This is a genomic window from Rhodoferax koreense, assembly GCF_001955695.1.
GTDB classification, from domain to species: domain Bacteria; phylum Pseudomonadota; class Gammaproteobacteria; order Burkholderiales; family Burkholderiaceae_C; genus Rhodoferax_B; species Rhodoferax_B koreensis.
Window position 1 is genome coordinate 4,620,178 of record NZ_CP019236.1, and the last position, 22,715, is coordinate 4,642,892.

Sequence of the window (22,715 nt, forward strand, 5' to 3'; positions counted from 1 at the left end):
CAGCGCATGATTTGTCATAAATCGGTGCGCAGTTTCCAGATCTCGGGAAACAGCACCACGTCGAGCATCTTGCGCAGGTAGCTCACACCGCCGGTACCACCCGTGCCGCGCTTGAAGCCGATCACACGTTCCACCGTGGTCACGTGGCGAAAACGCCAGAGGCGGAACGCGTCCTCCAGGTCGATCAGTTCCTCGCCGAGCTGGTACAGGTCCCAATACCGCTGTGGATCGCGGTACACCATGAGCCAGGCCTGCTCGACGTCATCGCTGGCTTCGTAAGGCTTCGAGAAATCACGCGACGTGTGGCTCTGCGGCACCGGCAGGCCACGCCGCGCAAGCAGGCGCAGCGACTCGTCGTAGAGCGAAGGCGCCACAAAAGCCCGCTCGACCAGCGCGAGCAGATCGGCACGGTGTTCGTGCGGCTTGAGCATGGCGGCGTTCTTGTTGCCGAGCGCGAATTCGATGCTCCGGTACTGGTAACTCTGGAAGCCGCTGGAGCTGCCGAGGTAGGGCCGCATCGCGCTGTATTCGGGCGGCGTCATGGTGGCGAGCACGTCCCAGGAATGCACCAGTTGCTCCATGATCTTGCTCACGCGGGCGAGCATCTTGAACGCCGGGTTCAGGTCATCCGAAGCCACGCGCGCAATGGCGCCGTGCAGTTCATGCAGCATGAGCTTCATCCAGAGTTCGCTGGTCTGGTGCTGCACGATGAACAGCATCTCGTCGTGCGCCGGCGAACGCGGCTTCTGCGCGCCGAGGATGGCGTCGAGCTGCAGGTAATCGCCATAACTCATCGACTGGCTGAAGTCGAGCTGAGCCTTCTCTTCGATGACGATGTTTTCAGGGCTGGTGGAAGTGGTTGACGGCGTGGTCGATGGGGCGTGGGGGCACATGGGTTTCCTCGCGGGGCGGTATGGGCTGATCGGCCAAAGTTTGCACCTCGCTCAAAACCCGTGGTGTCGGTTAATTCCAACACCCCATAAATACTTCAACCCTAAAGCATCTTGCGGGTCAGGCGACGCGGCCGAGCAGCAAATACTCCATGAGCGCCTTCTGCACGTGCATGCGGTTCTCGGCCTCGTCCCACACGACGGACTGCGGCCCGTCGATGACCTCGGCCTCGACCTCTTCGCCGCGGTGCGCAGGCAGGCAGTGCATGAACAACGCGTCCGGCTTGGCCGCGCGCATCATCTCCGCATCCACGCACCAGTCGGCGAAAGCCTTCTTGCGCGCCTCGTTTTCCGCCTCGTAACCCATGCTGGTCCAGACGTCGGTGGTCACCAGGTCGGCCCCGGCGCAGGCCTGCATCGGGTCCTTGAACACCTGGTAGCTGTCGGCCGAACGGATGCCGGCGATCGACTGGTCGACCTCGTAGCCGCTCGGCGTGCTGAGGTGCACCTTGAAGCCGAGGATTTCGGACGCCTGCAGCCAGGTGTTGGCCATATTGTTGCCGTCGCCGACCCAGGCCACGACCTTGCCCTGGATCGAGCCGCGGTGCTCGATGTAGGTGAAGATGTCGGCCAGGATCTGGCAGGGGTGGAACTCATTCGTCAGGCCGTTGATGACCGGCACGCGCGAGTGCTCGGCGAAGCGTTCGATCTTGTCCTGCCCGAAGGTGCGGATCATCACCAGGTCGACCATGCGGCTGATGACCTTGGCGCTGTCCTCGATCGGCTCGGCGCGGCCGAGCTGGCTGTCGCCGGTGGTCAGGTGCACGACCGAGCCGCCGAGCTGGTACATGCCGGCCTCGAAGCTCACGCGCGTGCGGGTCGAGGCCTTCTCGAAGATCATCGCCAGCGTGCGGTCCACCAGCGAATGGTGGGTCTCGTACGTCTTGAACTTCTTCTTGATGAAGGCCGCACGCTCGAACACATAGGCGTACTCCTCGGCGCTGAAGTCGTTGAACTGCAGGTAGTGCCGGATCGGCTTTACGGTGGCGATGGCGGTCATGGCGCCACCGGCTCGGCGAGAAACTGCTGGATCAGCGGGCAGACGATGGCCACGATCTCGTCGGCCTCGGCCTCGGTGAGGATCAGCGGCGGCACCAGGCGGATCACGCTGTCGGCCGTCACGCTCATCAACAGACCCTGTTCGGCCGCACGCTGGACCAGCACGCCACACGGGCGGTCGAGCTCGATGCCGAGCATCAAGCCCTGGCCGCGGATCTCCTTCACGCCCTTCAGACCCGCGAGCTGTTCGCCAAATGCCTCCTTCAGATGCGCCCCGACCTTGGCCGCGTTCTCCAGCAGGCCTTCTTCCTCGATGATGCGGATGGTCTCGACGCCGGCGCGCATGGCCAGCGGATTGCCGCCGAAGGTCGTGCCATGGTTGCCGGGCTGGAAGATGTCGGCGGCCTTGGGGCCGGCCACCACGGCGCCGATCGGCACGCCCGAGCCCAGGCCCTTGGCCAGCGGCATCACGTCGGGCTGGATGCCGGCCCACTGGTGCGCGAACCACTTGCCGGTGCGGCCCATGCCGCATTGCACCTCGTCGATCATCATCAGCCAGTCGCGCTCGTCGCAGAGCTTGCGCAGCTGCTGCAGGTAGTCGATGCGCATGGCGTTGATGCCGCCCTCGCCCTGGATGGTCTCGAAGAACACGGCCACCACGTTCGGATTGCCCTCGGTCGCCTTCTTGAGTGCGTCGATGTCGTTGAGCGGCACGCGGATGAAACCCTCGACCAGCGGGCCGAAGCCCTTCTGCACCTTCTCGTTGCCGGTGGCACTGAGGGTGGCGATGCTGCGGCCATGGAAGGCTTTTTCGTAGACCACGATCTCGGGCCGCTCGATGCCCTTGTCATGGCCGAACTTGCGCGCGAGCTTGATCGCCGCCTCGTTGGCCTCCAGCCCCGTGCAGCAGAAGAAGACCTTGCCGCCGTTGTCGCTGAAACCGGCCAGATCGACCAGCTTGGCGGCCAGCTTCTCCTGGTTGGGCACATGGTAGTAGTTGGAACTGTGGATGATCTTGGCGATCTGGTCCTGCAGCGCCGGCACCAATTTGGGATGGTTGTGGCCCACGGTGTTGACCGCGATGCCACCGAGCCCGTCGAGGTAGGACTTGCCGTTCGTGTCCCAGACGCGCACGCCCTGACCGTGCGACAGCGCGATCGGCAGGCGGCCGTAGGTGTTCATGGTGTGGGGGGACGATGGAACGGACGGGACGGAAGTCTCGACGGAAGCGGGCATGCAGTTCTCCAAAACGTGGCAGATGACAAAAATTCAGCGCCGGTCTGGTCTTGCGTTGGGCCGCTGAAAGCCAATTCTAGGCGCAGAGATTGCTTGCTTTTTTGACAATTCCGCATCACTGCAATGTGTGCGGGTTCATTTGATGCCCATGAGGTTCAGATAAAATCGTGCTGCGTTGCAACAACACCCCAGGCGGAGACGCTTCCCAATCGCTGGCGCGCTTGCAGCGACCCTGATTCCGGCCCAACATCGGAGCCAACGCGCCTCAATCAATCCAACAGATGGCCTCCAACTTACCCAAAGAAGTTTTCATCCAGGGCATCACCAAGGACGGCCGAACCTTCCGTCCCAGCGACTGGGCCGAACGCCTGGCCGGCGTATTGAGTTCGTTCCGCCCGGGCGGGCCGCAACCCGGTGACCACCTCAGCTACTCGCCGTGGTGCGTGCCCACCTCCATCAACGGCGTGAAGGTTGTGATCGTGAACAGCGAGCTGCGCGACTACGACGTCATGGCCTGGGACTTCGCGATGAACTTCGCGCGCGACAACGGCCTGCAGGTCGCCGAGGCCTGCCTGGTGCCGGATCCCGCCACCCTCACCCCGCGCAAGCCTGGCTGAACGGCACTCCCGTCAAGATCACGCTGACACAAAAAAACCACCCGAAGGTGGCAGGTACGAAAAAACCGCCCGAAGGCGGTTTTTAAGCTTTTGCTGGCAGCGCACCCCACACAACGGCGGACCGCGAACAGTCCGGGCTATTTGTGCAGTTCGGGCTTAAATGATTAAGCGGCTGCGGTGACGGCCAGAGCCTTCACCTTGGTGGAAAGGCGGCTCTTGTCGCGAGCGGCCTTGTTCTTGTGGAAGATGCCCTTGTCGGCGACGGTGTCGACCACAGCTTGCATCTTGGCGAACAGTTCGGTCGCCTTGGTCTTGTCGCCAGCGAGAACGGCCTTTTCGACGTTCTTCACGGCGGTACGGTATTTGGAACGCAGCGAGGTGTTCGCGGCGTTGATCTTGACGTCCTGGCGGACGCGTTTACGGCCCGACGCCAGGCGCGGGTTCTTTTTCTTGGGCTTGGTTGCCATATTCAGTATTCCTTGGGGTTAGGGGATGATGCGCAGCAAAGCCCGCGATTATAGCAGCCGGCCCGGCCCCGTGCGCCTGCCGCCTGGCGCGCCGAGGCGGCGGGCTACACTCGGCCGCGTGAGTCTTCTCAAATCCGCCTCCACCATCTCCCTGTTGACCCTGGCCTCCCGCGTAGCGGGCCTGATCCGTGACCAGCTGTTCGCCGCCACCTTCGGCGCCAATGCCTTGACCGACGCCTTCTACGTCGCGTTCCGCATTCCCAACCTGTTCCGCCGCCTGTTCGGCGAAGGGGCGTTCAGCCAGGCCTTCGTGCCCGTGCTGGCCGCGAGCAAGACCAAGCACGGCCTCGAGCCCACCAAGCAACTCATCGACAGCGTGGCCACCGTGCTCACCTGGGTGCTGCTGCTCACCAGCGTGATCGGTGTCATCGGCGCGCCGCTGCTGGTCTGGGGCATGGCCGGTGGCCTGCAGCAGGAGCCGGCCGCGTACGAGGTGGCGGTGACGATGACGCGCTGGATGTTCCCCTACATCCTGTTCATCTCGCTGGTGTCGATGGCCTCGGGCATCCTCAACACCTGGCGCGTGTTCGCCGTGCCCGCGGCCACGCCGGTGCTGCTCAACATCGCCATGATCGCCGCCACCCTGTGGGGCACGCCGTGGTTCCGCGCGCACGGCATCGAGCCGATCTATGCCCAGGCGCTCGGCGTGATGCTCGGCGGCGTGCTGCAGCTCGCGGTGCAGGTACCGGCGCTGCGCCGGCTCGGCCTGTTTCCGAAAATCGGCGCGAGCTGGTCGGCATTGCGCACCGCGTGGCGCGATCCGGCCACGCAGAACGTGGCCAAACTCATGCTGCCGGCGCTGCTCGGCGTGGGCGTGGCGCAGATCTCGATCTTCATCAACACCCAGATCGCCTCGCGCCTGGCGCCGGGCAGCGTGAGCTGGATCAGCGGTGCCGACCGGCTTATGGAATTCCCCACCGCCCTGCTCGGTGTGGCGCTCGGCGTGGTGCTGATGCCGCAGCTCGCCGGCGCCAAGGCGGCCAACGACCCGCTGCAGTATTCGGCCATGCTCGACTGGGGCCTGCGCCTGGTGGTGCTGCTGGCCATCCCATGTTCGGTGGCGCTGCTCACCTTCGCGCAGCCGATGGTGGCGGTGATCTTCCACTACGGCAAATTCGGCGAATACGACGTGGCGCAGACCGCCTATGCGTTGATGGGCTGGGGCGTGGGCCTGGTCGGCATCGTCGCCATCAAGGTGCTCGCGCCGGGCTACTACGCCAGCCACAACATGCGCACGCCGGCGCTGATCGCCGTGGCGGTGCTGGTCATCACCCAGTTGCTCAACCTGTTGCTCGTGCCGGTCTTCCAGCATGCGGCGCTGACGCTGTCGGTGGGCCTGGGCGCCCTGGTGAACGCCACGTGGCTGCTGATCGGATTGCTCAAGCGTGGCAGCTACAAGCCCGCGCCCGGCTGGTGGGTCTACCTGCTGCAGGTGATCGCGGGCAGCGCGTTGATGGCGATCTTCCTGATGTGGGCCGCCAACCAGGTGCCGTGGACCCAGCTGCAAGGCCAGAGTCTGAAGCGCGCAGGGCTTCTAGCCCTGATTTTGTCAGCGGCAGCAGCTACCTATTTCATAGCAATCATGGCCGCCGGCGTGAAGCTGCGGAAATTGCTCAGGCATTGATGCAAAACGGCGCCGAAAACGCGGCGACGCTGCTACAGTGTTTCATCGAAGAGAATTTATGCAGCTCAGTTTTCAGGCCCCCTCTCCCCTCGAATACTTCACTTTGCTGGTCGAGAACGACGAGCATTTCCCGCTGCTTGAAACCGTGGCCAGCCTGGCCCAGGACGAATACCCCGACCTCGACGTGCAGCAGGTGCTCGGCGACGTCGATCAGCTGCTGGCCCGCCTCAAGCGCCGCCTGCCGCCCGACGCCGCGCCGCTGCAGCGTCTGCGCGGTCTGAACCAGTTCTACTACCGCGACCTGGGCTTCGGCGGCAACGCCAACGACTACTACGACCCCGACAACAGCTACCTCAACGCCGTGCTGCGCACGCGCCGCGGCATCCCGATCTCGCTCGCCGTGGTCTGGCTCGAACTGGCCCAGGGCCTGGGCCTGCACGCGCGCGGCGTGAGCTTCCCCGGCCACTTCATGATCAAGGTGAACCTGCCCAAGGGCCAGGTGGTGATGGACCCGCTGAACGGCCAGTCGCTCAGCCGCGAGGAATTGTCGGAGCGGCTCGACCCGTTCAAGCGCCGCAGCGGCCTGATCGACGAGTTCGAAGTGCCGATGGGCCTGTACCTGCAGTCGGCCCCGTCGCGCGACATCGTGGCGCGCATGCTGCGCAACCTCAAGGAAATCTACAAGACCCAGCAGGACTGGCTGCGGCTGGTGGCGGTGCAGAACCGCCTGGTGGTGCTGCTGCCCGAGGCCTGGTCCGAATTCCGCGACCGTGGGCTGGCGCACGCCGAAGCCGGCAACACCCCGCAGGCCGTGGCCGACCTGGAGAAATACCTCGACTGCGGCGAGGAAGCCCTGGACACCGAGGCCATCAGCGAACGCGTGGCCGCGTTGCGCCGCGCGCTGAACTGATCAGCCGTCGGCGAGAAACAGTTCCTGCAGGTCGCTCAGGAAGTCGAAGCCGCGTTCGGTCGGCCGCACGCGCACGAAGTCTCGGCTGATCAGGCCCTTGCGCTCCGCCGCATCCAGCCCCTTCTGGATCGCGGTGATCGCCAGGCCGGTGCGCTGGCTGAACTGCTGCAGTTCGAAACCGTCGCGCAGGCGCAGTGCATTGAGCATGTACTCGAACGGCAGATCGGCGCGCGCCACCTCGTTGTCCTGTGCAACGGCGTTGCCGGCCAGCGCGTTCTGCATGTACGAGTTTGGCTCGCGGAACCGCACCTGGCGCACGATCCGGTGCGCGAAACTGAGCTTGCTGTGCGCACCCGCGCCGATGCCGAGGTAGTCGCCGAACTGCCAGTAGTTGGTGTTGTGGTAACAACCATGGCCCGGCTGCGCATAAGCCGAAACCTCATAGCGATTCATGCCCGCCGCGCCGGTGCGTTCGGTGATGCGGTCGAGCATGGCATAGGCCTTGTCGTCCTCGGGCAGGCGCGGCGGGAACTTGGCGAAATAGGTGTTCGGCTCGATCGTCAGGTGGTAGATCGAGATGTGGGGCGGCTTCAGCGCGAGCGCGGTCGTCAGGTCTTGGTCGAGCTCGGCCATGGTCTGGCCCGGCAGCGCATACATCAGGTCCAGATTGAAGGTCTCGAAGGCGGAAGCCGCCTCTTCCACGGCGGCCAGCGCCTGGGCGCTGTCGTGCACGCGGCCGATGGCCTTCAAGTGCTGGTCGTTGAAGCTCTGCACACCGACGGACAGCCGCGTCACACCCGCGCCGCGGTACGCGCGGAAGCGGTCCTTCTCGAAAGTGCCGGGGTTGGCTTCGAGCGTGATCTCGCACTCGGCCTCGAGCCGCAGCCGCGCGCGGATGTCGCTGATCAGCCGGTCGATGGCGGCCGGCGAAAACAGGCTCGGCGTGCCGCCGCCGATGAAGATGCTGTGCACCGTGCGGCCCCAGACCAGCGGCAGCGCCGCCTCCAGGTCGGCCATCAGCGCGTCGATATAGCGCTGCTCCGGCGGGCCGGCCAACGCAGATGGAACGGCTTCGGGTTCCGGCGCGCCAGCCGTGGCCCAGCGCACCACGTTCTCGCCCCGGATTTCGTGCGAATTGAAGTCGCAGTAGGGGCATTTCTTCAGGCACCACGGCAGGTGCACGTAAAGCGACAACGGCGGCAGCGATTCGAGCTGCAGCAAGCCGGGGCGCAGGTAATGCTGGATGTCGGCGGTCATGGCAACTCGTTCAAAGCCAGCGATCGCGGATCAGCGTCAACATCTGCTGCGCCGCGCGGCCCCGATGGCTGTTGGCGTTCTTCACCTCCACCGGCAACTCGGCGAAGGTCTGGCCGAATTCGGGGATGAACATCACCGGGTCGAAACCGAAGCCGTTCGTGCCACGGCGTTCGCGCGCGATCTCGCCGACGACGCGGCCCACCGCGATCAGCGGCTCCGGGTCCTGCGGGCTGCGCACGGCCACGAGGGTGCTGACCAGCGCGGCGCGGCGGTTGTCCACGGCCTGCATCTGCTCGAGCAGCGCGCGCACGTTGTTGTCGTCACCTTTTTCCAGGCCGAACTGCGTCGCGTAATAGGCCGTGTCCACGCCCGGCAGGCCGCCGAAGGCATCGACACACAGGCCGGCGTCGTCGGCCAGCGCGGGCAGGCCGGTGTGTGCGGCGGCGAAGCGGGCCTTGGCCAGGGCGTTCTCCACGAAGGTGCGGTGCGGCTCCTCGGCCTCGCCCACGCCGAGATCGGCTTGGCGCATCAATTCCACGCCGAGCGGCGCGAACATGGCCTGCAGCTCGGCGAGTTTGCCGCGGTTGTTGGATGCCAATACCAGTTTCATCGTCAAAATGGCCTCAGGCCCAATCCAGTTCAGCGTAGGTTGATATCAATTCGATAGCGCCTGCTGCTGCAGTGCGATGAGTTCGGTGATGCCTTTTTCGGCCAATTCGAGCAGCGCGTTCATCTCGGCGCGCGAGAACGCCACGCCTTCGGCCGTGCCCTGCACTTCGACGAAATGGCCGGCGCCGGTCATCACCACGTTCATGTCGGTGTCGCAGGCCGAATCTTCGGTGTATTCGAGGTCGAGCAGCGGCGTGCCCTGCAGAAGCCCCACGGAAATCGCGGCCACGCTGCCGGTGATCGGGCTGGCCTTGAGCTTGCCGGCCGCCAGCAAGGTGTCCACCGCATCCTGCGCGGCGACGAAGGCACCGGTGATGCTGGCCGTGCGGGTGCCGCCATCGGCCTGCAGGACGTCGCAGTCGAGGTGGATGGTGCGCTCGCCCAATTTCTTCAGGTCGAACACGGCGCGCATCGAGCGGCCGATGAGGCGCTGGATCTCCTGGGTGCGTCCGCTCTGCTTGCCGCGCGCGGCTTCGCGGTCGCTGCGCGTGTGGGTGGCGCGCGGCAGCATGCCGTATTCGGCCGTGACCCAGCCCTCGCCGCTGCCCTTCTTGTGGCCCGGCACCTTTTCTTCGACCGAGGCCGTGCACAGCACCTTGGTGTTGCCGAACTCGATCAGCACCGAGCCCTCGGCATGCATGGTGTAGCGGCGCGTGATGCGCACGGGGCGCATGTCATGGGCGGCGCGGCCGGCGGTTCGGGTGAATTCAGTCATGGAGGTCGGCATTCAGAGAGTTGAAGGGGAAAGGCGGCGCGCGTCGAGCGCGGCCGCTGCGTCACGGCTTGCGCTGTGCAGAACGTTGGATGGCTGCATTGATCTCGGCGATGGAGCGTTCGATCGCCGCATCGTCGAGGTCGTCAACCTGCACATCGGCGTTGGACGACTGGATGGTCGAGGCGAATTCGCCGTCGGTGATCGAATCAGTGGAAATGCCGCGCATCAGTTCCTGCAAATCCGGCGTTTCCCATTCGATCGCCATCGCGGTCACGTTGTCGCCGTGGCTGCCGCCGTTGCGCAGCGCCATCTCCACGAGTTCGGGAATCGCCTGGGACACCGGCGCCGCGCCGAGCTGGTCGACGATGTCCCCTTCCTGCAGGCTGCCCCACAGGCCGTCGGAGCACAGCAGGAGCTTGTCGCCGGTGCGTAGCTTGACCGGGCCGCTCACGTCGAACAATGGCCGCGTCGGCGACCCCAGGCAGGTGAACAGCACATGGCGGCTCACGCCGTCGGGCCGGGTGAGGTTGTGGTCCTCGCCCTGTTCGAGGTAGGAATGGTCACGGGTGCGCGTGAGCAGCTTGCCGTCGCGCAGGATGTACAGGCGCGAGTCGCCGCAATGCGCCCAGGTGGCCGTACCGCGCTGGATCACCGCGCCGACGATGGTGGTGCGCGGCGTGTCCAGCATGCCGCGCTCGCTCGCATGGCGCAGGATCTGATGGTGCGCGGCCAGCACGGCATCGTTCAGGAAATCGGGCACGTCGCCGAGCAACGGCCGCGCGCGCTTCTGGTAGAGGCCCGTCATGGCCTGCAGCGCGATCTGCGCCGCCACTTCGCCCTGCGGATGGCCTCCCATGCCGTCGGCCAGCAGGAACAGCCCCGACTGCCGGGTGTAGCAATACCCCATGCGGTCTTCGTTTTTCTGGCGGCCACCCTTGCGGCTGACCTGGAAGACCGAAAACTTCACTTGAACTGCGAGCCGAGGCTGGTGACGTCGCGCACGTTGCTGTTCTTCTTGCCGTCGGACACCAGGGTGTCGAACTGCAGGCGGATCTTCTCGCCGACCGACAGCTTGGTGTAGCGGCGCTCGCCCTCGCGGCTGAGCTCCTTCTGCAGCGCGAACACCGACTGCGGACGTGACAGCGGGTCGATCGACATGCACCATTCGACGACCTCGATGAGGTTGTCCGAATACACGCCGCGCAGCCGCGACAACGCCAGCGACAGGCGGTCCTTCTCGAGCCGCTGCGGCGCCTCGTTTGGCGGATAACCCTGCATGCAGGCGTAGATGCAGGCGCCGATGGCGTAGATGTCGGTCCAGGGGCCCATGGTCGCGTCGCGCCGGTACATCTCGGGCGCGGCGAAGCCGGGCGTGTACATCGGGCGGATGAAGTTGCCTTCCTTGTTCAACACCTCGCGCGCGGCGCCGAAGTCGATCAGCACGGCCTTGTTGTCGTCGGTGATGAAGATGTTGGCCGGCTTGATGTCCAGGTGCAGCATCTTGTGCTGGTGCACGATGCGCAGCCCGCGCAGGATCTCGTCGAACAGCGAGCGGATGGTGGACTCGCGGAACACCTTCTGCTTGCGCAGGTCGCGCGAGGTGATGATGAAATCCTGCAGGGTCGCGCCCTCCAGGTAGTTCATCACCATGTAGACGGTCTCGTTCTCGCGGAAGAAGTTGAGCACGCTCACCACCGAGGGATGGGAAATCTGCGCGAGCGAACGGCCTTCCTCGAAGAAACTCTTGAGCCCGAGACGGTACAGGGAGAGCTTTTCGGGCGGCACCTGGGGCAGGAGCTCACCGGCGGCGCGTGTGGCCAGCGACGTTGGCAGGTATTCCTTGACGGCGACCTGCACACCCTCAACATCGAGCGCCAGATAGACCACGCCGAAGCCACCCGAGGACAGCCTGCGGACGACGCGATAACCGCCAATGACTGTGCCAGGCGGCAATGTGGCCGGTTTGATCTTTGACATAATTTTGGATGGGGAGAATCGCGCCGCGGCCGTCACCCGATGATTCCAATTATTTCAATTATTCCGGTTATTCTCCGGGCAACCGTAACCATCAGGTCTTAAGAATGCCAGTTTACAGCATGACTGGCTATGCCAGTGCGCAGCACAGCACAGCCCCCAACAGCCCGGAAACCGACGCCAGGCAAGCCCCGGCGCGGCGTCTGGGCCTGGAGATCCGGTCGGTCAACAGCCGGTTCCTGGACCTTTCCTTCCGCCTGCCCGACGAAATGCGCAGTTTCGAGCCAGCCCTGCGCGACCTGCTGCAGACCAAGCTCAAGCGCGGCAAGGTCGAGGTCCGTGCCGCGGTCGAACAAACCGGCTCCGGCGCCCTGCCCGAGCCTTCGGTCAAACTGCTGCAGCGTCTGAATTCGGTCCAGGATTCCGTGCGCGCCTGGCTGCCCAGCGCCGTGCCGCTGAGCGTGGCCGACGTGATCCGCCTCTCCGCCAGTGAACAGACGCCCGCGCAGGACTGGGCCGACGCCGTGCTGCCATTGGCCGAAAAGGCCCTCAAGGAATTGATGCAGGCGCGCCAACGTGAGGGCGGCCGCCTGGCCACCATGCTCAGCGGCCATGTGACGCAGCTGCGCGCGCTCGTGCAGCAGGCGCTGCCGCTGGTGCCCCAACTCGTGGAACAGCAGCGGCTGCGTTTCGTCGAGCGCTGGAAGGAAGCCATGGCGCTGTCCGAGGGCACGGCCCTGCCCGAGGCCGCGCAGGAGCGCGCCCTGAGCGAGGCCACGGCGTTCGCCATCCGCATCGACGTAGCTGAGGAACTGACCCGGTTGAACTCGCACCTCGACGAGATCCAGCGCCTCATCACCAAGGGTGGTGAAATCGGCAAGCGGCTGGACTTCCTGATCCAGGAACTGCACCGCGAGGCCAACACCATGGGCTCCAAATCGGCAGCGCTGGAGCTCACACGCATCTCGGTGGACATGAAAGTCTTGATCGAGCAACTGCGCGAGCAGGTTCAAAATATAGAATGACGCTACTTTATTGATAGCGTGACGCGCTGTTTCATCATGGACTACCCCGGAAATCTCATCGTTGTGGCCGCGCCGAGCGGCGCTGGCAAGTCGAGCTTGGTCAAGGCCTTGCTCGAGCTCGACTCGAAAGTGCAGCCCTCGGTGTCGCACACGACCCGCGCGCCACGTGGACAGGAAAACCATGGCCGCGAATACTTCTTCACCTCGCAGGAAGAGTTCGATGCCATGGTGAAGGCCGGTGCCTTTCTGGAGTGGGCCGAAGTGCACGGCAACCGTTACGGTACCTCGAAGAAAGCCATCGAGGACCGCATCGCCCAGGGGGCCGACGTGGTGCTGGAAATCGACTTCCAGGGCGCCATCCAGATCAAGCAGATCTTTGCCAACGCGGTGCTGATCTTCATCCTGCCGCCGAGCTGGGAGGAATTGCGCTCGCGCCTGGAGCGTCGCGGCGAGGACTCACCCGAAGTCATCGAGCTGCGCCTGAAGAATGCCGCCGTCGAGATGGCCCAGGCCTCGAAATTCGACTTCGTTATAATCAACGAGTTATTTGACAGGGCGGTTTTTGACTTGAAAGCCATCGTCCACGCCCAACGGCTCAAATTTTCGGCGCAGCGCCGCGCCCGAAGCGATACCTTCAAATCCTTGAACATCGGCTAGTTTCCACTGGCCGCCCTGGCACCCTTTAGCTTTCCGGAGAAATTCATGGCCCGCATCACCGTCGAAGATTGTCTCGTACAGATCCCCAACCGCTTCCAGCTGGTGCTGGCGGCCACGTACCGCGCTCGCATGCTGAGCCAGGGCCATGCGTCCAAGATCGAAAGCAAGAACAAGCCCGTGGTCACCGCGCTGCGCGAAATCGCCGCCGGCAAGGTCGGCCTGGAAATGCTGAAGAAGGTGCCGAGCTGACCGCCGTCCCCGCATCCAGCGTTCAAAAGAAGCACCGCGAGTCGGTGCTTTTTTGTTGGCGAAAATGGTTTCGGCGCAGCCAAGCTATATTCAAGCCATGAGTGACGCGTCCACAACTTCCGATATCGCCATGCCTGCGGCGCGTGGCAAGAAGACACGCCAACTCCCCAGCCCCGCCGCGGCCAATGCGGCAGCGGCCAGTTTCGCGGCGCTGGTGGAAAGCCTGCAGTACCTCGATGCGGCCAGCATCGAGCAGGTGCGCCAGGCCTACCGCTTCGCCGACGAGGCCCATCTCGGCCAGCTGCGCAAGAGCGGCCAGCCTTACATCACGCACCCAATCGCGGTGGCCGCGCAGTGCGCCGCCTGGAAGCTCGACGCCCAGGCGCTGATGGCGGCCCTGCTGCACGACACGATCGAGGACTGCGGCGTGACCAAGCCGGAGCTGATCGAGCGCTTCGGCGCGCCGGTGGCGGAAATGGTCGACGGCCTGACCAAGCTCGACAAGCTGCACTTCACGACGCGCGAGGAAAACCAGGCGGATTCCTTCCGCAAGATGCTGCTGGCGATGGCGCGCGACGTGCGCGTGATCCTCGTCAAGCTCGCCGACCGCACGCACAACATGCGCACCATGGGCGACATGCCGCGCGACAAGTGGGCGCGCATCTCGTCGGAGACGCTGGACATCTACGCGCCGATCGCGCACCGCCTCGGCCTGAACCAGACCTACCGCGAACTGCAGGACCTGGCGTTTCGCTACCTGCGGCCCTGGCGCTACAACATCCTCGCCAAGGCCGTGGCCAAGGCGCGCAGCCGCCGCCGCGACCTGGTGCAAAAAGTGCAGCAGGAAGTCGAGACGGTGTTTGCGAATGCGGGCATGAAGGTGCGCATTGCCGGTCGCGAAAAGACGCTTTATTCCATCTACCAGAAGATGGAAGACAAACACCTGAGCTTCGCCCAGGTGACCGACATCTACGGCTTTCGCGTGATCGTGCCCAGCGTCGTCGATTGCTACACCGCACTCGGCCTGCTGCACCAGATGTACAAGCCCGTGCCAGGCCGCTTCAAGGACCACATCGCCATTGCCAAGCTCAACGGCTACCAGTCGCTGCACACCACGCTGGTCGGGCCGTCGGGGGTGAACGTGGAATTCCAGATGCGCACCGAAGCCATGCACGTGGTGGCCGAATCCGGCGTGGCCGCGCACTGGCTGTACAAGGCCAACGAGGGCGAATCGGCCATGGCCGACCGGCTCGGCACGAAGTGGCTGCAGTCGCTGCTCGACATCCAGCACGAAACCCGCGACGCGGCCGAATTCTGGGACCACGTCAAGGTCGACCTGTTCCCCGACGCGGTCTACGTCTTCACGCCAAAGAGCCAGATCATGGCCATGCCGCGCGGCGCCACCGTGGTCGATTTTGCCTATGCCATCCACAGCAACGTGGGCGACCGCACCGTGGCCGCCAAGATCAACGGCGAACAGGTGCCGCTGCGCACGGAGCTGAAGAACGGCGATGTGATCGAGGTCATCACCGCCAGCATTTCCGCGCCGAACCCCGCCTGGCTCGGCTTCGTGCGAACCGGCCGCGCGCGTTCCAAGATCCGCCATCACCTGAAAAGCATGGCGCTCACCGATTCGGAAAGCCTGGGCGAGAAACTGCTGACGCAGGCCTTGCGCGCCGAGGGCATGGAGCGACTGCCCGACGTCGACAGCGAGCACCAGCCGATGTGGGACAAGCTGCTGCGCTTCACCGGCAACCGCAACCGCGCGGAACTGCTGACCGACATCAGCATGGGCAAGCGCGTGGCCAGCATCGTGGCCAAGCGGCTGATGGTGCTGCTCACCGAAACCGGCGAGAAGCCCGACGCGCTGCTGCTGAGCCGCGAACGCTATACGGCCCACGAAACCGTGTCGCAGGGCGCGGTGGTGCTGGACGGCAGCGAGAACACCTCGGTGCAGTTCGCGCGTTGTTGCCGGCCGATTCCCGGCGACGCCATCGTCGGCTACCTCGGCCGTGGCGAGGGCCTGGTGGTGCACTGCGACGACTGCGCCGTGGCCAAGCGGCTGCAGTACAAGGACAGCGAACGCTTCATCTCGGTGGACTGGGCGGACGAGCCGGTACGCAGCTTCGAGACCGGCGTGGTCATCACCGTGACCAATGGGAAAGGGGTGCTCGCCCGCGTGGCGGCGGCGCTCGCTTCGGCCGAAGTCGACATCACCCATGTCGACATGGGCCAGGACGAGGGACAGAATGCGAGCGACCTGCGTTTCGTGATCGCCGTGCGCGACACGGCACAGCTCGAACTGGCATTGCGCCAACTCAAGCGCACGCCTCTCGTCCTGCGAGCGGTGCGCGCCAAGCCGGCCGCCTGAGGCTTATTTCTCGGCAGGCGCCGGATATTCCACGCGCAACACCTCGATTTCCACGGCACCCGCGGGGGAAGCCAATCGCAACACATCGCCCGTGCGCGCCTTGATGAGCGTGCGGGCGATCGGCGAGATCCAGCTTACCTGCCCCTGGCCGTTGTCGGCCTCGTCGATGCCGTAGATCGTGACGGTGCGCTCCACCCCCGATTCCTCGGCGTAGGTGACGGTGGCGCCGAAGAAGATCTGGTCGTTGCCATGGTGCAGACTCGGGTCGACCACCTCGGCGATCTCAAGGCGCTTGGTGAGGAAACGGATGCGCCGGTCGATCTCGCGCAGGCGCTTCTTGCCGTAGTGGTAGTCGCCGTTTTCGGAACGATCGCCGTTGCTCGCGGCCCAATGCACGATTTCCACGATCTTCGGCCGCTCGTTGTCGATGAGCTCGAGCAACTCGTCGCGCAGCCGCTTGTAGCCGGCCGGGGTGATGTAGTTCTTGCCGCCGGGCGGCAACGGTGGCAGGGCCAGCCCTTCCTCGTCGTCGTGGTCCGAATCGGTTTCGCGGGTGAAGGCTTTGTTCATGGGGCTTTGCTCACAGGACATCTGAAGGCAGAAGACGGATGGGCGCCGGAAAGCAAAAAACCTGCAATCTTGCGATTGCAGGTTTTCACTGTTTGGTGCGGCTGGCAGGAATTGAACCCACGACCCCTTGGTTCGTAGCCAAGTACTCTATCCAACTGAGCTACAGCCGCGAAGCCACCATTCTATACCGAATTTTGACGTTTTGTCCAGTCAGCCGTTATTTTTCGGCAAAGGCACGCTCGACCACGAAGTCACCGGGAGTTGACGTGTTGCCCTCCTTGAAGCCACGTTCCTCGAGCATGTGCTTCAGGTCGACCAGCATGCCGGGGCTGCCGCACAGCATCACGCGGTCGTGCGCCGGATCGAACTCGGGCAGTTGCAGGTCCTGGAACAGCTTGCCGTTGTGCAGCAACTCCGTGATGCGGCCCATGTTGCGGTAGGGCTCACGCGTCACGGTGGGGTAATAACGCAGCTTGCTGGTGACCATTTCGCCGAGGAACTCGTGCGCGGGCAGGTGCTCGGTCAGCATGTCGTGGTAGGCCAGCTCGTCGACCTGGCGCACGCCATGCACCACGATCACCTGGTCGAACCGCTCGTAGGTCTCCGGATCGCGCACGATGCTCAGGAAAGGGGCCAGGCCGGTGCCGGTGGACAGCAGGTAGAGGTGTTTGCCGGGCAGCAGGTAGTCGGTGACCAGCGTGCCGGTGGGCTTGCGGCCGACGATGATCGGATCGCCGACCTTGATGTGCTGCAGCCGGGAGGTGAGCGGGCCGTCGGGCACCTTGATGCTCAGGAACTCCAGGTGTTCCTCGTAGTTGGCGCTGGCGATGCTGTAGGCGCGCAGCAGCGGCTTGCCGTTCTCCCCTTTCAGGCCGATCATGGTGAAGTGGCCATTGCTGAAGCGCAACGAAGGATCGCGGGTGGTGGTGAAGGTGAACAGCCGATCGGTCCAGTGGTGCACGCTCAGTACACGTTCTTCGTTGAATGCGCTCATGATCAGTTAGACGGAATGGGTGGAAGGTGACAGGGTGAAATCCCGCATATTGTTTCACATCGCTTCCGCGCACCCGCCGCTTCTGGGCGGCATCCCTGTCCACGGCATGGCAACGACCGCGTCAGCCGCCCGGTGACACCACCCGGGCGCCAGCCTTGCGAGCAGGCAACTGCAGCGCCAGGAAACCGAGCCAGAAGAGCAGAAAGGCGACCCGCGGCACGTCCATCACGCTGCTGACCAGGCCGACCAGCATCACGCCGCTCAGCGACGCGGCCAGATAGGGCGCCAGCACGTGGTGGCGCGCCCGGCCCAGCAGCACGCGCCACAGCGCACAAGCCACCAGTGCCAGTACGAGCAACAGTCCGAGCAGGCCACGCTCGATCCACAGTTCCAGATAGAGGTTGTCGATGTGCCAGGGCAGGAAATAGGTCTGCGCGGCCGGAAACCACCGCGCCAGTCCCTGCTGGAAGTCGGCATTGAGGAGGCGCTGCCGCTGGTCCTGCGCCGACAGGCCGATGCGGTCGATATCGACCGATGCGCCCAGGTCGAGCACCGACAGCCCGAACAGCACCGGCCGCTGCGCATACCAGGGATCGCCGCCAAGCAGGCGCCCGCGCAGGAACAGCCTGACGTCCTGCCAGGCCCCGCCCGCCGGCGCCAACCGCGCATAAGCGTATTGGCAGCGGCCGTTGTACAGCAGATGGCGTTCGCAGACCTGCGCGACGATGTTCACGGGTACGTTGGCCGGGGCCGTCACACGCAGGTGCAGGTATGCCTGGAAACGCTCGCTCGGGGCCACGGTGACCCGCTGGGTGAGCGCGAATAGCCCGCCCAGATCGTCGTCTGTCTGCGGCCCTGAAAGGGTGACGAAGTGGTGCGTGGTGCCATCCGCACCGGCTTCTGTCTGCAACTTCAGGCTGCCGGACAGCCCTCCTTCGGAAAAGCCGCTGGCGTACAAGGCCGGCAGGCGGCCCAGACCCTTGCCCAGTAGCCAGTCGGAGGGGGTTTTCAACAGGCTCAGGCCGCGCTGCCAATGCAGCATGCGGCTGTCCAGATCACGGTCGGTCGCGGCCACGCGGTCGGCCATGTAGCTGCCGCCATTGAGCACCCCGAACACCTCCAGGACCAGGGCCGCCGCCAGCAGCCAGCCGGCGCGCGAACGCCAGTTGGACGGCCGCAGCCAATGCCAGAAGCGCTGCGACACGGCCAGGGGGTCGAGCCCACGCGCCTGCAGCCACAGCATGCCGCCGAGCAGCAACAGCGGCGCGACGACTGCCAGGTACACCCCCCGCGAAAACGTCGTCAGGCTTGCATAGGTGGCCAGCACCGCCAGCAGCGCTGCAGCCGTCCAGCCCCAGGGGCCGCGTGCCGAACGCAATGCCCAGACCACGAAAGGCGATGCCAGCGCAAGATAGGCATCGATGGCGGCACCGCCGACGTGCATTTCCCAGAACATCGCGGTAATCCGGTACCGGCTGGTGAAATCGAACAAGCCGGGAAAGGCCAGCCGTTCCCACACCACGACCAGGGTGACGCCGGCCAGGCCAGCAGCCATGCCGCCCGCGATGCGCCGCCCGGTAGCCTGGGGTGCGTGTCGCAGCGCATCGCGCAGCAACGGGATGGCGAGAACGGCCCACAGCAGAGCCTTCGCCAGGCGCAGGCTGTTCATCGGCTCGGTGTAGGCCTGAAAAAAGCTCGGCTCCTGCACGTCGGCGGCCACCCAGCCGCGCCACAAGGCCAGCAGGCCGGCCAGACCCAGCGCCACCGGCAGCCAGTTGCCCGGATCGCGCCAGTGCATCGTGCGCCGCTCACCGTGCCGCGGCGCCAGCGCCAGGCGCGCGTAGCCGCCGGCAAGGCAGCCCATCAGCAGCAGGTCGCATTCATCGACGATCAGCCAGCCGGTCCACGGTGAAAAGTTCAGGAACGGCAGGCCCGCAGGCACCGCAAACAACCACAAGCCAGGCCACCAGGCAGCGGCCACCGTGAGCGTGTAGAAGCCGGCGAGCGCCAGCATCGGGGACAGGGGATGCTGTGCCGCGACCCATCCGCCAGCGGCAAAACAAAGCAGCGAAACCAGCGCGGAAGCGACCCTGGCCGAGCTGATGCCGCCGCCTGCCGCTTGTGCTTTCACGCGGAAATTAAACCAGCACCTCGACGCACGGCGGATGGCCGAGGAAGCCGTGCGGGCTGGCGCTCGCGCCGTAGGCGCCCGACTGGAACACGACCACCAGGTCGCCTTCCACGGCCGCCGGCAGGTCCATGCGGTCGGCCAGCAGATCGAGCGGCGTGCACAGCGGACCGACCACCGAAGCCGGCTCGCGCAACGCGGCGTCGGCCTTGTTGCCGATGGTCACCGGATAGTTTTTGCGCACCACCTGGCCGAAATTGCCGGAGGCCGAGAGATGGTGGTGCAAGCCGCCGTCCGTCACGAGGAACACCTGGCCTCGCGACACCTTGCGGTCGATGACGCGTGCCACGTAGATCCCAGCCTCGCCGACGAGGTAACGGCCGAGTTCGATGACAAAGGCGGCTTCGGGCAATTCGGCGGAGGCCTGGGCAGCGAGTGCGGCCAGGTTGTCACCGATGGGCTGCAGATCGAGCCGCTGCTCGCCCGGAAAATAGGGGATGCCGAAGCCACCGCCGAGATTGAGGAAACGCACGGGCGCCGGCGCGTCCTGCGCAAGCCTTACCGCCAGCGCGTAAGACTTTTGCTGAGCCTCGCAAATCGACTCGGCACGCAGATTCTGCGAGCCGGCAAACAGGTGAAACCCCTCGAACGAGAGCCCGGCGCGGCCCACAGCGGCGAGCAGTTCGGGCATGGCCTCCACGTCCACGCCAAACTGCTTGGGGCCGCCACCCATCTTCATGCCCGATCCCTTGAGCTCGAAATCGGGATTGACGCGCACCGCGACCCGCGCGGGCAGCCCGAGCCGCTGCGAAATGCCGTCGAGCAACGTCACCTCGCGCATGGACTCCACGTTGATCAGCACCCGCGAAGCCACAGCCTGTTGTAATTCGATCTCGCGTTTACCGGGGCCGGCGAAGCTGACCTCGCGCGGGTCGGCCCCGGCGTCCAGCGCCACCTTGAGTTCGCCCGCCGAGGCCACGTCGATTCCGTCCACCAGTCCGGCCATCAGGCCGACAACGGCCGGCATCGGGTTGGCCTTCATCGCATAGTGCAACTTGACGCTGCGAGGCAAGGCTGCACGCAATTCGGCCACGCGTTGGCGCAGGTGACCGCGGTCGTAGGCGTAGAAAGGTGTCTGCCCGACGCGCGCCGCAAGCAACGACAGGCGTTCGCCGCCAACGACCAACTCGCCCCCGCTGATCGGGAACTGGGGCAGCGAGGCATGGACGGGTGGAGTGCGTTCTGTCATGTTGTGGAGAGTTTCGGAATTCTTACTGCGCCTGGCGCGCCAGCCAGTCGGTGGAGAGCAGCTTGCGGTCGATCTTGCCGTTCGGGTTGCGCGGCAAGGGGCCGGACGCGACCTCCACACCGGCGGGCACCATGTAGGCCGGCATGCGCGCTTTGCAGGCCGCCAGCAGCGCCGCGGTGTCCAGATCTGCACCTTCGGGCGCCGTGGCGATCACCTGGATCGCCTGGCCCCATGAGGCATGTTCGACACCGAAGGCCACACATTCGCCGACGAGCCGGGTCGCGTAGAGCACCTCCTCGACCTCGGTTGGGCTGATGCGGTAGCCCGACGACTTGATCATCTCGTCGCGCCGGCCGATGAAATACAGGAAACCGTCCGCATCCTGTCGCACGGTGTCGCCGGAGAACACGGCGTACTCGGGGAGTTGCAGGCCGGGTTGACGACCCGGTGCGCCGGTGGCGAGGAGTTTATAGCGCTCGGCCGTCTTCTCGGCGTCGTTCCAGTAACCCATCCCGACGAGTGCGCCACGATGAACGAGTTCGCCGGGCTCATCCGGGGCGCACGGCGAGCCGTCTTCGCGCAGCACCAGGATTTCCGCATTGGGAATGGCCTTGCCGATCGAATCGGGACGGCGATCCACCTCTTCGGGCGGCAGGTAGGTGGAGCGGAACGCCTCCGTCAGGCCATACATCAGGAAAGGTTTGGCCTTGGGCACACGCTGGCGCAGCAAGGCCAGGGTCTCACCGGGCATGCGCCCGCCGGTATTGGCGAAATAACGCAACTTGTCACCGATGGCCGACGGCCATTCGAGCTGTGCGAGCTGGATGTAGAGCGGCGGCACGGCGGTCAGACCGGTGACCTTCTCCCGCTCCATCGCCTTGAGCACATCCCGCGGCATCAGGTAGTTGAGCAGTACCACGCGCGCACCGGTGTGAAAGGCGGTGGTGAGCTGGCTGAAGCCGGCGTCGAAAGACAACGGCAGCGCGGCAAGCAAGGTGTCTTCCGCGTTGTTCTGCAGGTAGGAGGCCACACTCTTGGCGCCCGCGACCATGTTGCGGTGCGACAGCACCACGCCCTTCGGTTTGCCGGTGCTGCCGGACGTGTAGAGGATGGCCGCCATGTCAACGTCGATCACACGCTGCACCGCTCGCGAGGGACTGTCGAGCAGGTCGGCCCAGGCCGTAAAGCCCAGCTTGGCAGGCAGGTTTGCGATTTGACCGGGGTGGCCCGTCACCACCACATGACGTAGATCGGGACAATCGGCCAGAGTGTCGGCAAGCAAAGCCAGTCGCTCCGGCGAAGTCACCAACACGCGCACATTGCAGTCGCGCAGAATGAAGCCCACCTGCTCTGCCTTGAGGAGTGGATTCAGAGGTACGAAGACAGCGCCCGCGGCGGGGGCGCCAAAGCTGGCAACGACCGTTTCGACCCGTTTGTCCAGATAGATCGCCACGCGTTCGCCACGCTGTATTCCGAGCCCGATCAACCCGGACGCCAACCGATTCACGGCCGAGGCCAGTTCTGCGTAAGACATCGATTTGGCACCGTCGGTGAGCGCGCATGCCTCCGGCATCCGTTCGGCGGCCACGGCGATCAATTCGGGCAAGAGGGTGGATTCAGGCATGACGGTTGGACGATGACTTAACAAAACGACTAATCTGCCAAAAGTATCGCATAGCACCCACGGGCAAGACCCGTAAAATGTCCGCTTTGTATACCTAAAAACGGGAGTCGGGTCATGGATGTAGAGAAAGAAGTCATTCGGCTTTTGGACGAGGTTCTGAGCCTGAATGGACGCTCCGCTTCGTTTACCCGCGAAACCCACTTGCTGGGCGCGATTCCGGAGCTCGATTCGATGGCCGTGGTCACCTTGATCACGGGCCTGGAAGACCAGTTTGGCTTGGTTGTGGACGATGACGACATCGATGGCAGCACCTTCGAATCGGTCGGCTCTCTGAGCGACTTTGTCAGCAGCAAACTGGCGGCCTGATTCC

22 protein-coding genes and 1 tRNA gene are annotated in these 22,715 nt (G+C 64.8%); 8 read left to right on the forward strand and 15 right to left on the reverse strand.

Annotated features, from left to right (window positions below; all coding sequences use genetic code 11):
• Positions 1-14: 14 nt before the first annotated feature.
• From kynA to RD110_RS21435, 3 genes are all read right to left on the reverse strand, one after another.
• Positions 15-893 (reverse strand): tryptophan 2,3-dioxygenase, encoded by an 879-nt coding sequence (kynA, locus tag RD110_RS21425; protein WP_076201857.1) that lies wholly within the window; start codon positions 891-893, stop codon positions 15-17.
• Positions 894-1,011: 118 nt separating this feature from the next.
• Positions 1,012-1,950 (reverse strand): ornithine carbamoyltransferase, encoded by a 939-nt coding sequence (gene argF, locus RD110_RS21430; RefSeq protein ID WP_076201859.1) that lies wholly within the window; start codon positions 1,948-1,950, stop codon positions 1,012-1,014.
• A complete protein-coding gene (locus RD110_RS21435) occupies positions 1,947-3,185 on the reverse strand; it encodes an aspartate aminotransferase family protein (RefSeq protein WP_076201860.1) in 1,239 nt (412 codons plus the stop codon). Before RD110_RS21435 ends, argF begins: the two co-directional genes overlap by 4 nt.
• Positions 3,186-3,466: 281 nt before the next feature.
• On the opposite strand from RD110_RS21435, the gene RD110_RS21440 reads away from it, so the two are divergent.
• Positions 3,467-3,802: a DUF3579 domain-containing protein gene (locus tag RD110_RS21440; protein ID WP_076201862.1), complete on the forward strand. Its 336-nt coding sequence runs from the start codon at positions 3,467-3,469 to the stop codon at positions 3,800-3,802.
• Positions 3,803-3,966: 164 nt separating this feature from the next.
• On the opposite strand, the gene rpsT is transcribed toward RD110_RS21440, so the two are convergent.
• Entirely contained in the window at positions 3,967-4,269 is a 303-nt protein-coding gene (gene rpsT / locus RD110_RS21445; protein WP_076201863.1) for a 30S ribosomal protein S20, read from the reverse strand.
• A 118-nt stretch (positions 4,270-4,387) separates the two neighbouring features.
• Between rpsT and murJ the strand changes: the two genes are divergently transcribed.
• Both murJ and RD110_RS21455 read left to right on the forward strand, forming a co-directional pair.
• On the forward strand, positions 4,388-5,953 hold the full coding sequence (murJ, locus tag RD110_RS21450) for a murein biosynthesis integral membrane protein MurJ (RefSeq protein ID WP_076205402.1): 1,566 nt from the start codon (positions 4,388-4,390) through the stop codon (positions 5,951-5,953).
• Positions 5,954-6,011: 58 nt separating this feature from the next.
• A complete protein-coding gene (locus RD110_RS21455; RefSeq protein ID WP_076201865.1) occupies positions 6,012-6,863 on the forward strand; it encodes a SirB1 family protein in 852 nt (283 codons plus the stop codon).
• Here RD110_RS21455 and hemW read toward each other — a convergent pair whose 3' ends face one another.
• The 5 genes from hemW to RD110_RS21480 form a co-directional block, all read right to left on the reverse strand.
• Positions 6,864-8,120, reverse strand: coding sequence for a radical SAM family heme chaperone HemW (gene hemW, locus RD110_RS21460; protein ID WP_076201867.1), 1,257 nt, complete (start codon positions 8,118-8,120; stop codon positions 6,864-6,866).
• A gap of 10 nt (positions 8,121-8,130) precedes the next feature.
• Complete coding sequence (rdgB, locus tag RD110_RS21465; protein WP_076201868.1) at positions 8,131-8,730, reverse strand: RdgB/HAM1 family non-canonical purine NTP pyrophosphatase; 600 nt, start codon at positions 8,728-8,730, stop codon at positions 8,131-8,133.
• A 45-nt stretch (positions 8,731-8,775) separates the two neighbouring features.
• Entirely contained in the window at positions 8,776-9,504 is a 729-nt protein-coding gene (gene rph, locus RD110_RS21470; protein ID WP_076205405.1) for a ribonuclease PH, read from the reverse strand.
• Positions 9,505-9,565: 61 nt separating this feature from the next.
• Positions 9,566-10,471 (reverse strand): PP2C family protein-serine/threonine phosphatase, encoded by a 906-nt coding sequence (locus RD110_RS21475; RefSeq protein ID WP_076201870.1) that lies wholly within the window; start codon positions 10,469-10,471, stop codon positions 9,566-9,568.
• Positions 10,468-11,481 (reverse strand): serine/threonine protein kinase, encoded by a 1,014-nt coding sequence (locus RD110_RS21480; RefSeq protein WP_076201872.1) that lies wholly within the window; start codon positions 11,479-11,481, stop codon positions 10,468-10,470. The genes RD110_RS21475 and RD110_RS21480 overlap by 4 nt, the downstream gene beginning before the upstream one ends.
• Positions 11,482-11,585: 104 nt before the next feature.
• Between RD110_RS21480 and RD110_RS21485 the strand changes: the two genes are divergently transcribed.
• From RD110_RS21485 to RD110_RS21500, 4 genes are all read left to right on the forward strand, one after another.
• The gene (locus RD110_RS21485; RefSeq protein WP_076201873.1) at positions 11,586-12,503 is read left to right on the forward strand and encodes a YicC/YloC family endoribonuclease; all 918 of its coding nucleotides are present in this window, start codon (positions 11,586-11,588) and stop codon (positions 12,501-12,503) included.
• A gap of 36 nt (positions 12,504-12,539) precedes the next feature.
• Entirely contained in the window at positions 12,540-13,160 is a 621-nt protein-coding gene (gene gmk, locus RD110_RS21490) for a guanylate kinase (protein WP_076201874.1), read from the forward strand.
• Between the two features lie 45 nt (positions 13,161-13,205).
• The gene (gene rpoZ / locus RD110_RS21495) at positions 13,206-13,409 is read left to right on the forward strand and encodes a DNA-directed RNA polymerase subunit omega (protein ID WP_076201875.1); all 204 of its coding nucleotides are present in this window, start codon (positions 13,206-13,208) and stop codon (positions 13,407-13,409) included.
• Between the two features lie 130 nt (positions 13,410-13,539).
• The gene (locus RD110_RS21500; protein WP_076201876.1) at positions 13,540-15,780 is read left to right on the forward strand and encodes a RelA/SpoT family protein; all 2,241 of its coding nucleotides are present in this window, start codon (positions 13,540-13,542) and stop codon (positions 15,778-15,780) included.
• Positions 15,781-15,783: 3 nt separating this feature from the next.
• Here RD110_RS21500 and greB read toward each other — a convergent pair whose 3' ends face one another.
• The 6 genes from greB to RD110_RS21530 all read right to left on the reverse strand — a co-directional run bounded on the left by greB (position 15,784) and on the right by RD110_RS21530 (position 22,345).
• Positions 15,784-16,350: a transcription elongation factor GreB gene (greB, locus tag RD110_RS21505; protein WP_076201877.1), complete on the reverse strand. Its 567-nt coding sequence runs from the start codon at positions 16,348-16,350 to the stop codon at positions 15,784-15,786.
• A gap of 93 nt (positions 16,351-16,443) precedes the next feature.
• Positions 16,444-16,520, reverse strand: a tRNA-Arg gene (locus tag RD110_RS21510).
• A 47-nt stretch (positions 16,521-16,567) separates the two neighbouring features.
• Complete coding sequence (locus tag RD110_RS21515) at positions 16,568-17,344, reverse strand: ferredoxin--NADP reductase (RefSeq protein ID WP_076201878.1); 777 nt, start codon at positions 17,342-17,344, stop codon at positions 16,568-16,570.
• A 121-nt stretch (positions 17,345-17,465) separates the two neighbouring features.
• Positions 17,466-19,475 (reverse strand): hypothetical protein, encoded by a 2,010-nt coding sequence (locus RD110_RS21520; RefSeq protein ID WP_157900274.1) that lies wholly within the window; start codon positions 19,473-19,475, stop codon positions 17,466-17,468.
• A gap of 7 nt (positions 19,476-19,482) precedes the next feature.
• On the reverse strand, positions 19,483-20,721 hold the full coding sequence (locus RD110_RS21525; RefSeq protein ID WP_076201882.1) for a pyridoxal-dependent decarboxylase, exosortase A system-associated: 1,239 nt from the start codon (positions 20,719-20,721) through the stop codon (positions 19,483-19,485).
• 22 nt (positions 20,722-20,743) lie between these two features.
• A complete protein-coding gene (locus tag RD110_RS21530) occupies positions 20,744-22,345 on the reverse strand; it encodes an acyl-CoA ligase (AMP-forming), exosortase A system-associated (protein ID WP_076201883.1) in 1,602 nt (533 codons plus the stop codon).
• A 114-nt stretch (positions 22,346-22,459) separates the two neighbouring features.
• Between RD110_RS21530 and RD110_RS21535 the strand changes: the two genes are divergently transcribed.
• Positions 22,460-22,711: an acyl carrier protein gene (locus RD110_RS21535; RefSeq protein WP_076201885.1), complete on the forward strand. Its 252-nt coding sequence runs from the start codon at positions 22,460-22,462 to the stop codon at positions 22,709-22,711.
• Positions 22,712-22,715 lie beyond the last annotated feature (4 nt).

Coding starts and splice junctions, on each gene's coding strand:
- kynA (WP_076201857.1), bottom strand. CDS start 893: ATGTGCCCCCACGCCCCATCGACCACGCCGTCAACCACTTCCACCAGC.
- argF (WP_076201859.1), bottom strand. CDS start 1,950: ATGACCGCCATCGCCACCGTAAAGCCGATCCGGCACTACCTGCAGTTC.
- RD110_RS21435 (WP_076201860.1), bottom strand. CDS start 3,185: ATGCCCGCTTCCGTCGAGACTTCCGTCCCGTCCGTTCCATCGTCCCCC.
- RD110_RS21440 (WP_076201862.1), top strand. CDS start 3,467: ATGGCCTCCAACTTACCCAAAGAAGTTTTCATCCAGGGCATCACCAAG.
- rpsT (WP_076201863.1), bottom strand. CDS start 4,269: ATGGCAACCAAGCCCAAGAAAAAGAACCCGCGCCTGGCGTCGGGCCGT.
- RD110_RS21455 (WP_076201865.1), top strand. CDS start 6,012: ATGCAGCTCAGTTTTCAGGCCCCCTCTCCCCTCGAATACTTCACTTTG.
- hemW (WP_076201867.1), bottom strand. CDS start 8,120: ATGACCGCCGACATCCAGCATTACCTGCGCCCCGGCTTGCTGCAGCTC.
- rdgB (WP_076201868.1), bottom strand. CDS start 8,730: ATGAAACTGGTATTGGCATCCAACAACCGCGGCAAACTCGCCGAGCTG.
- rph (WP_076205405.1), bottom strand. CDS start 9,504: ATGACTGAATTCACCCGAACCGCCGGCCGCGCCGCCCATGACATGCGC.
- RD110_RS21480 (WP_076201872.1), bottom strand. CDS start 11,481: ATGTCAAAGATCAAACCGGCCACATTGCCGCCTGGCACAGTCATTGGC.
- RD110_RS21485 (WP_076201873.1), top strand. CDS start 11,586: ATGCCAGTTTACAGCATGACTGGCTATGCCAGTGCGCAGCACAGCACA.
- gmk (WP_076201874.1), top strand. CDS start 12,540: ATGGACTACCCCGGAAATCTCATCGTTGTGGCCGCGCCGAGCGGCGCT.
- rpoZ (WP_076201875.1), top strand. CDS start 13,206: ATGGCCCGCATCACCGTCGAAGATTGTCTCGTACAGATCCCCAACCGC.
- RD110_RS21500 (WP_076201876.1), top strand. CDS start 13,540: ATGCCTGCGGCGCGTGGCAAGAAGACACGCCAACTCCCCAGCCCCGCC.
- greB (WP_076201877.1), bottom strand. CDS start 16,350: ATGAACAAAGCCTTCACCCGCGAAACCGATTCGGACCACGACGACGAG.
- RD110_RS21515 (WP_076201878.1), bottom strand. CDS start 17,344: ATGAGCGCATTCAACGAAGAACGTGTACTGAGCGTGCACCACTGGACC.
- RD110_RS21525 (WP_076201882.1), bottom strand. CDS start 20,721: ATGACAGAACGCACTCCACCCGTCCATGCCTCGCTGCCCCAGTTCCCG.
- RD110_RS21530 (WP_076201883.1), bottom strand. CDS start 22,345: ATGCCTGAATCCACCCTCTTGCCCGAATTGATCGCCGTGGCCGCCGAA.
- RD110_RS21535 (WP_076201885.1), top strand. CDS start 22,460: ATGGATGTAGAGAAAGAAGTCATTCGGCTTTTGGACGAGGTTCTGAGC.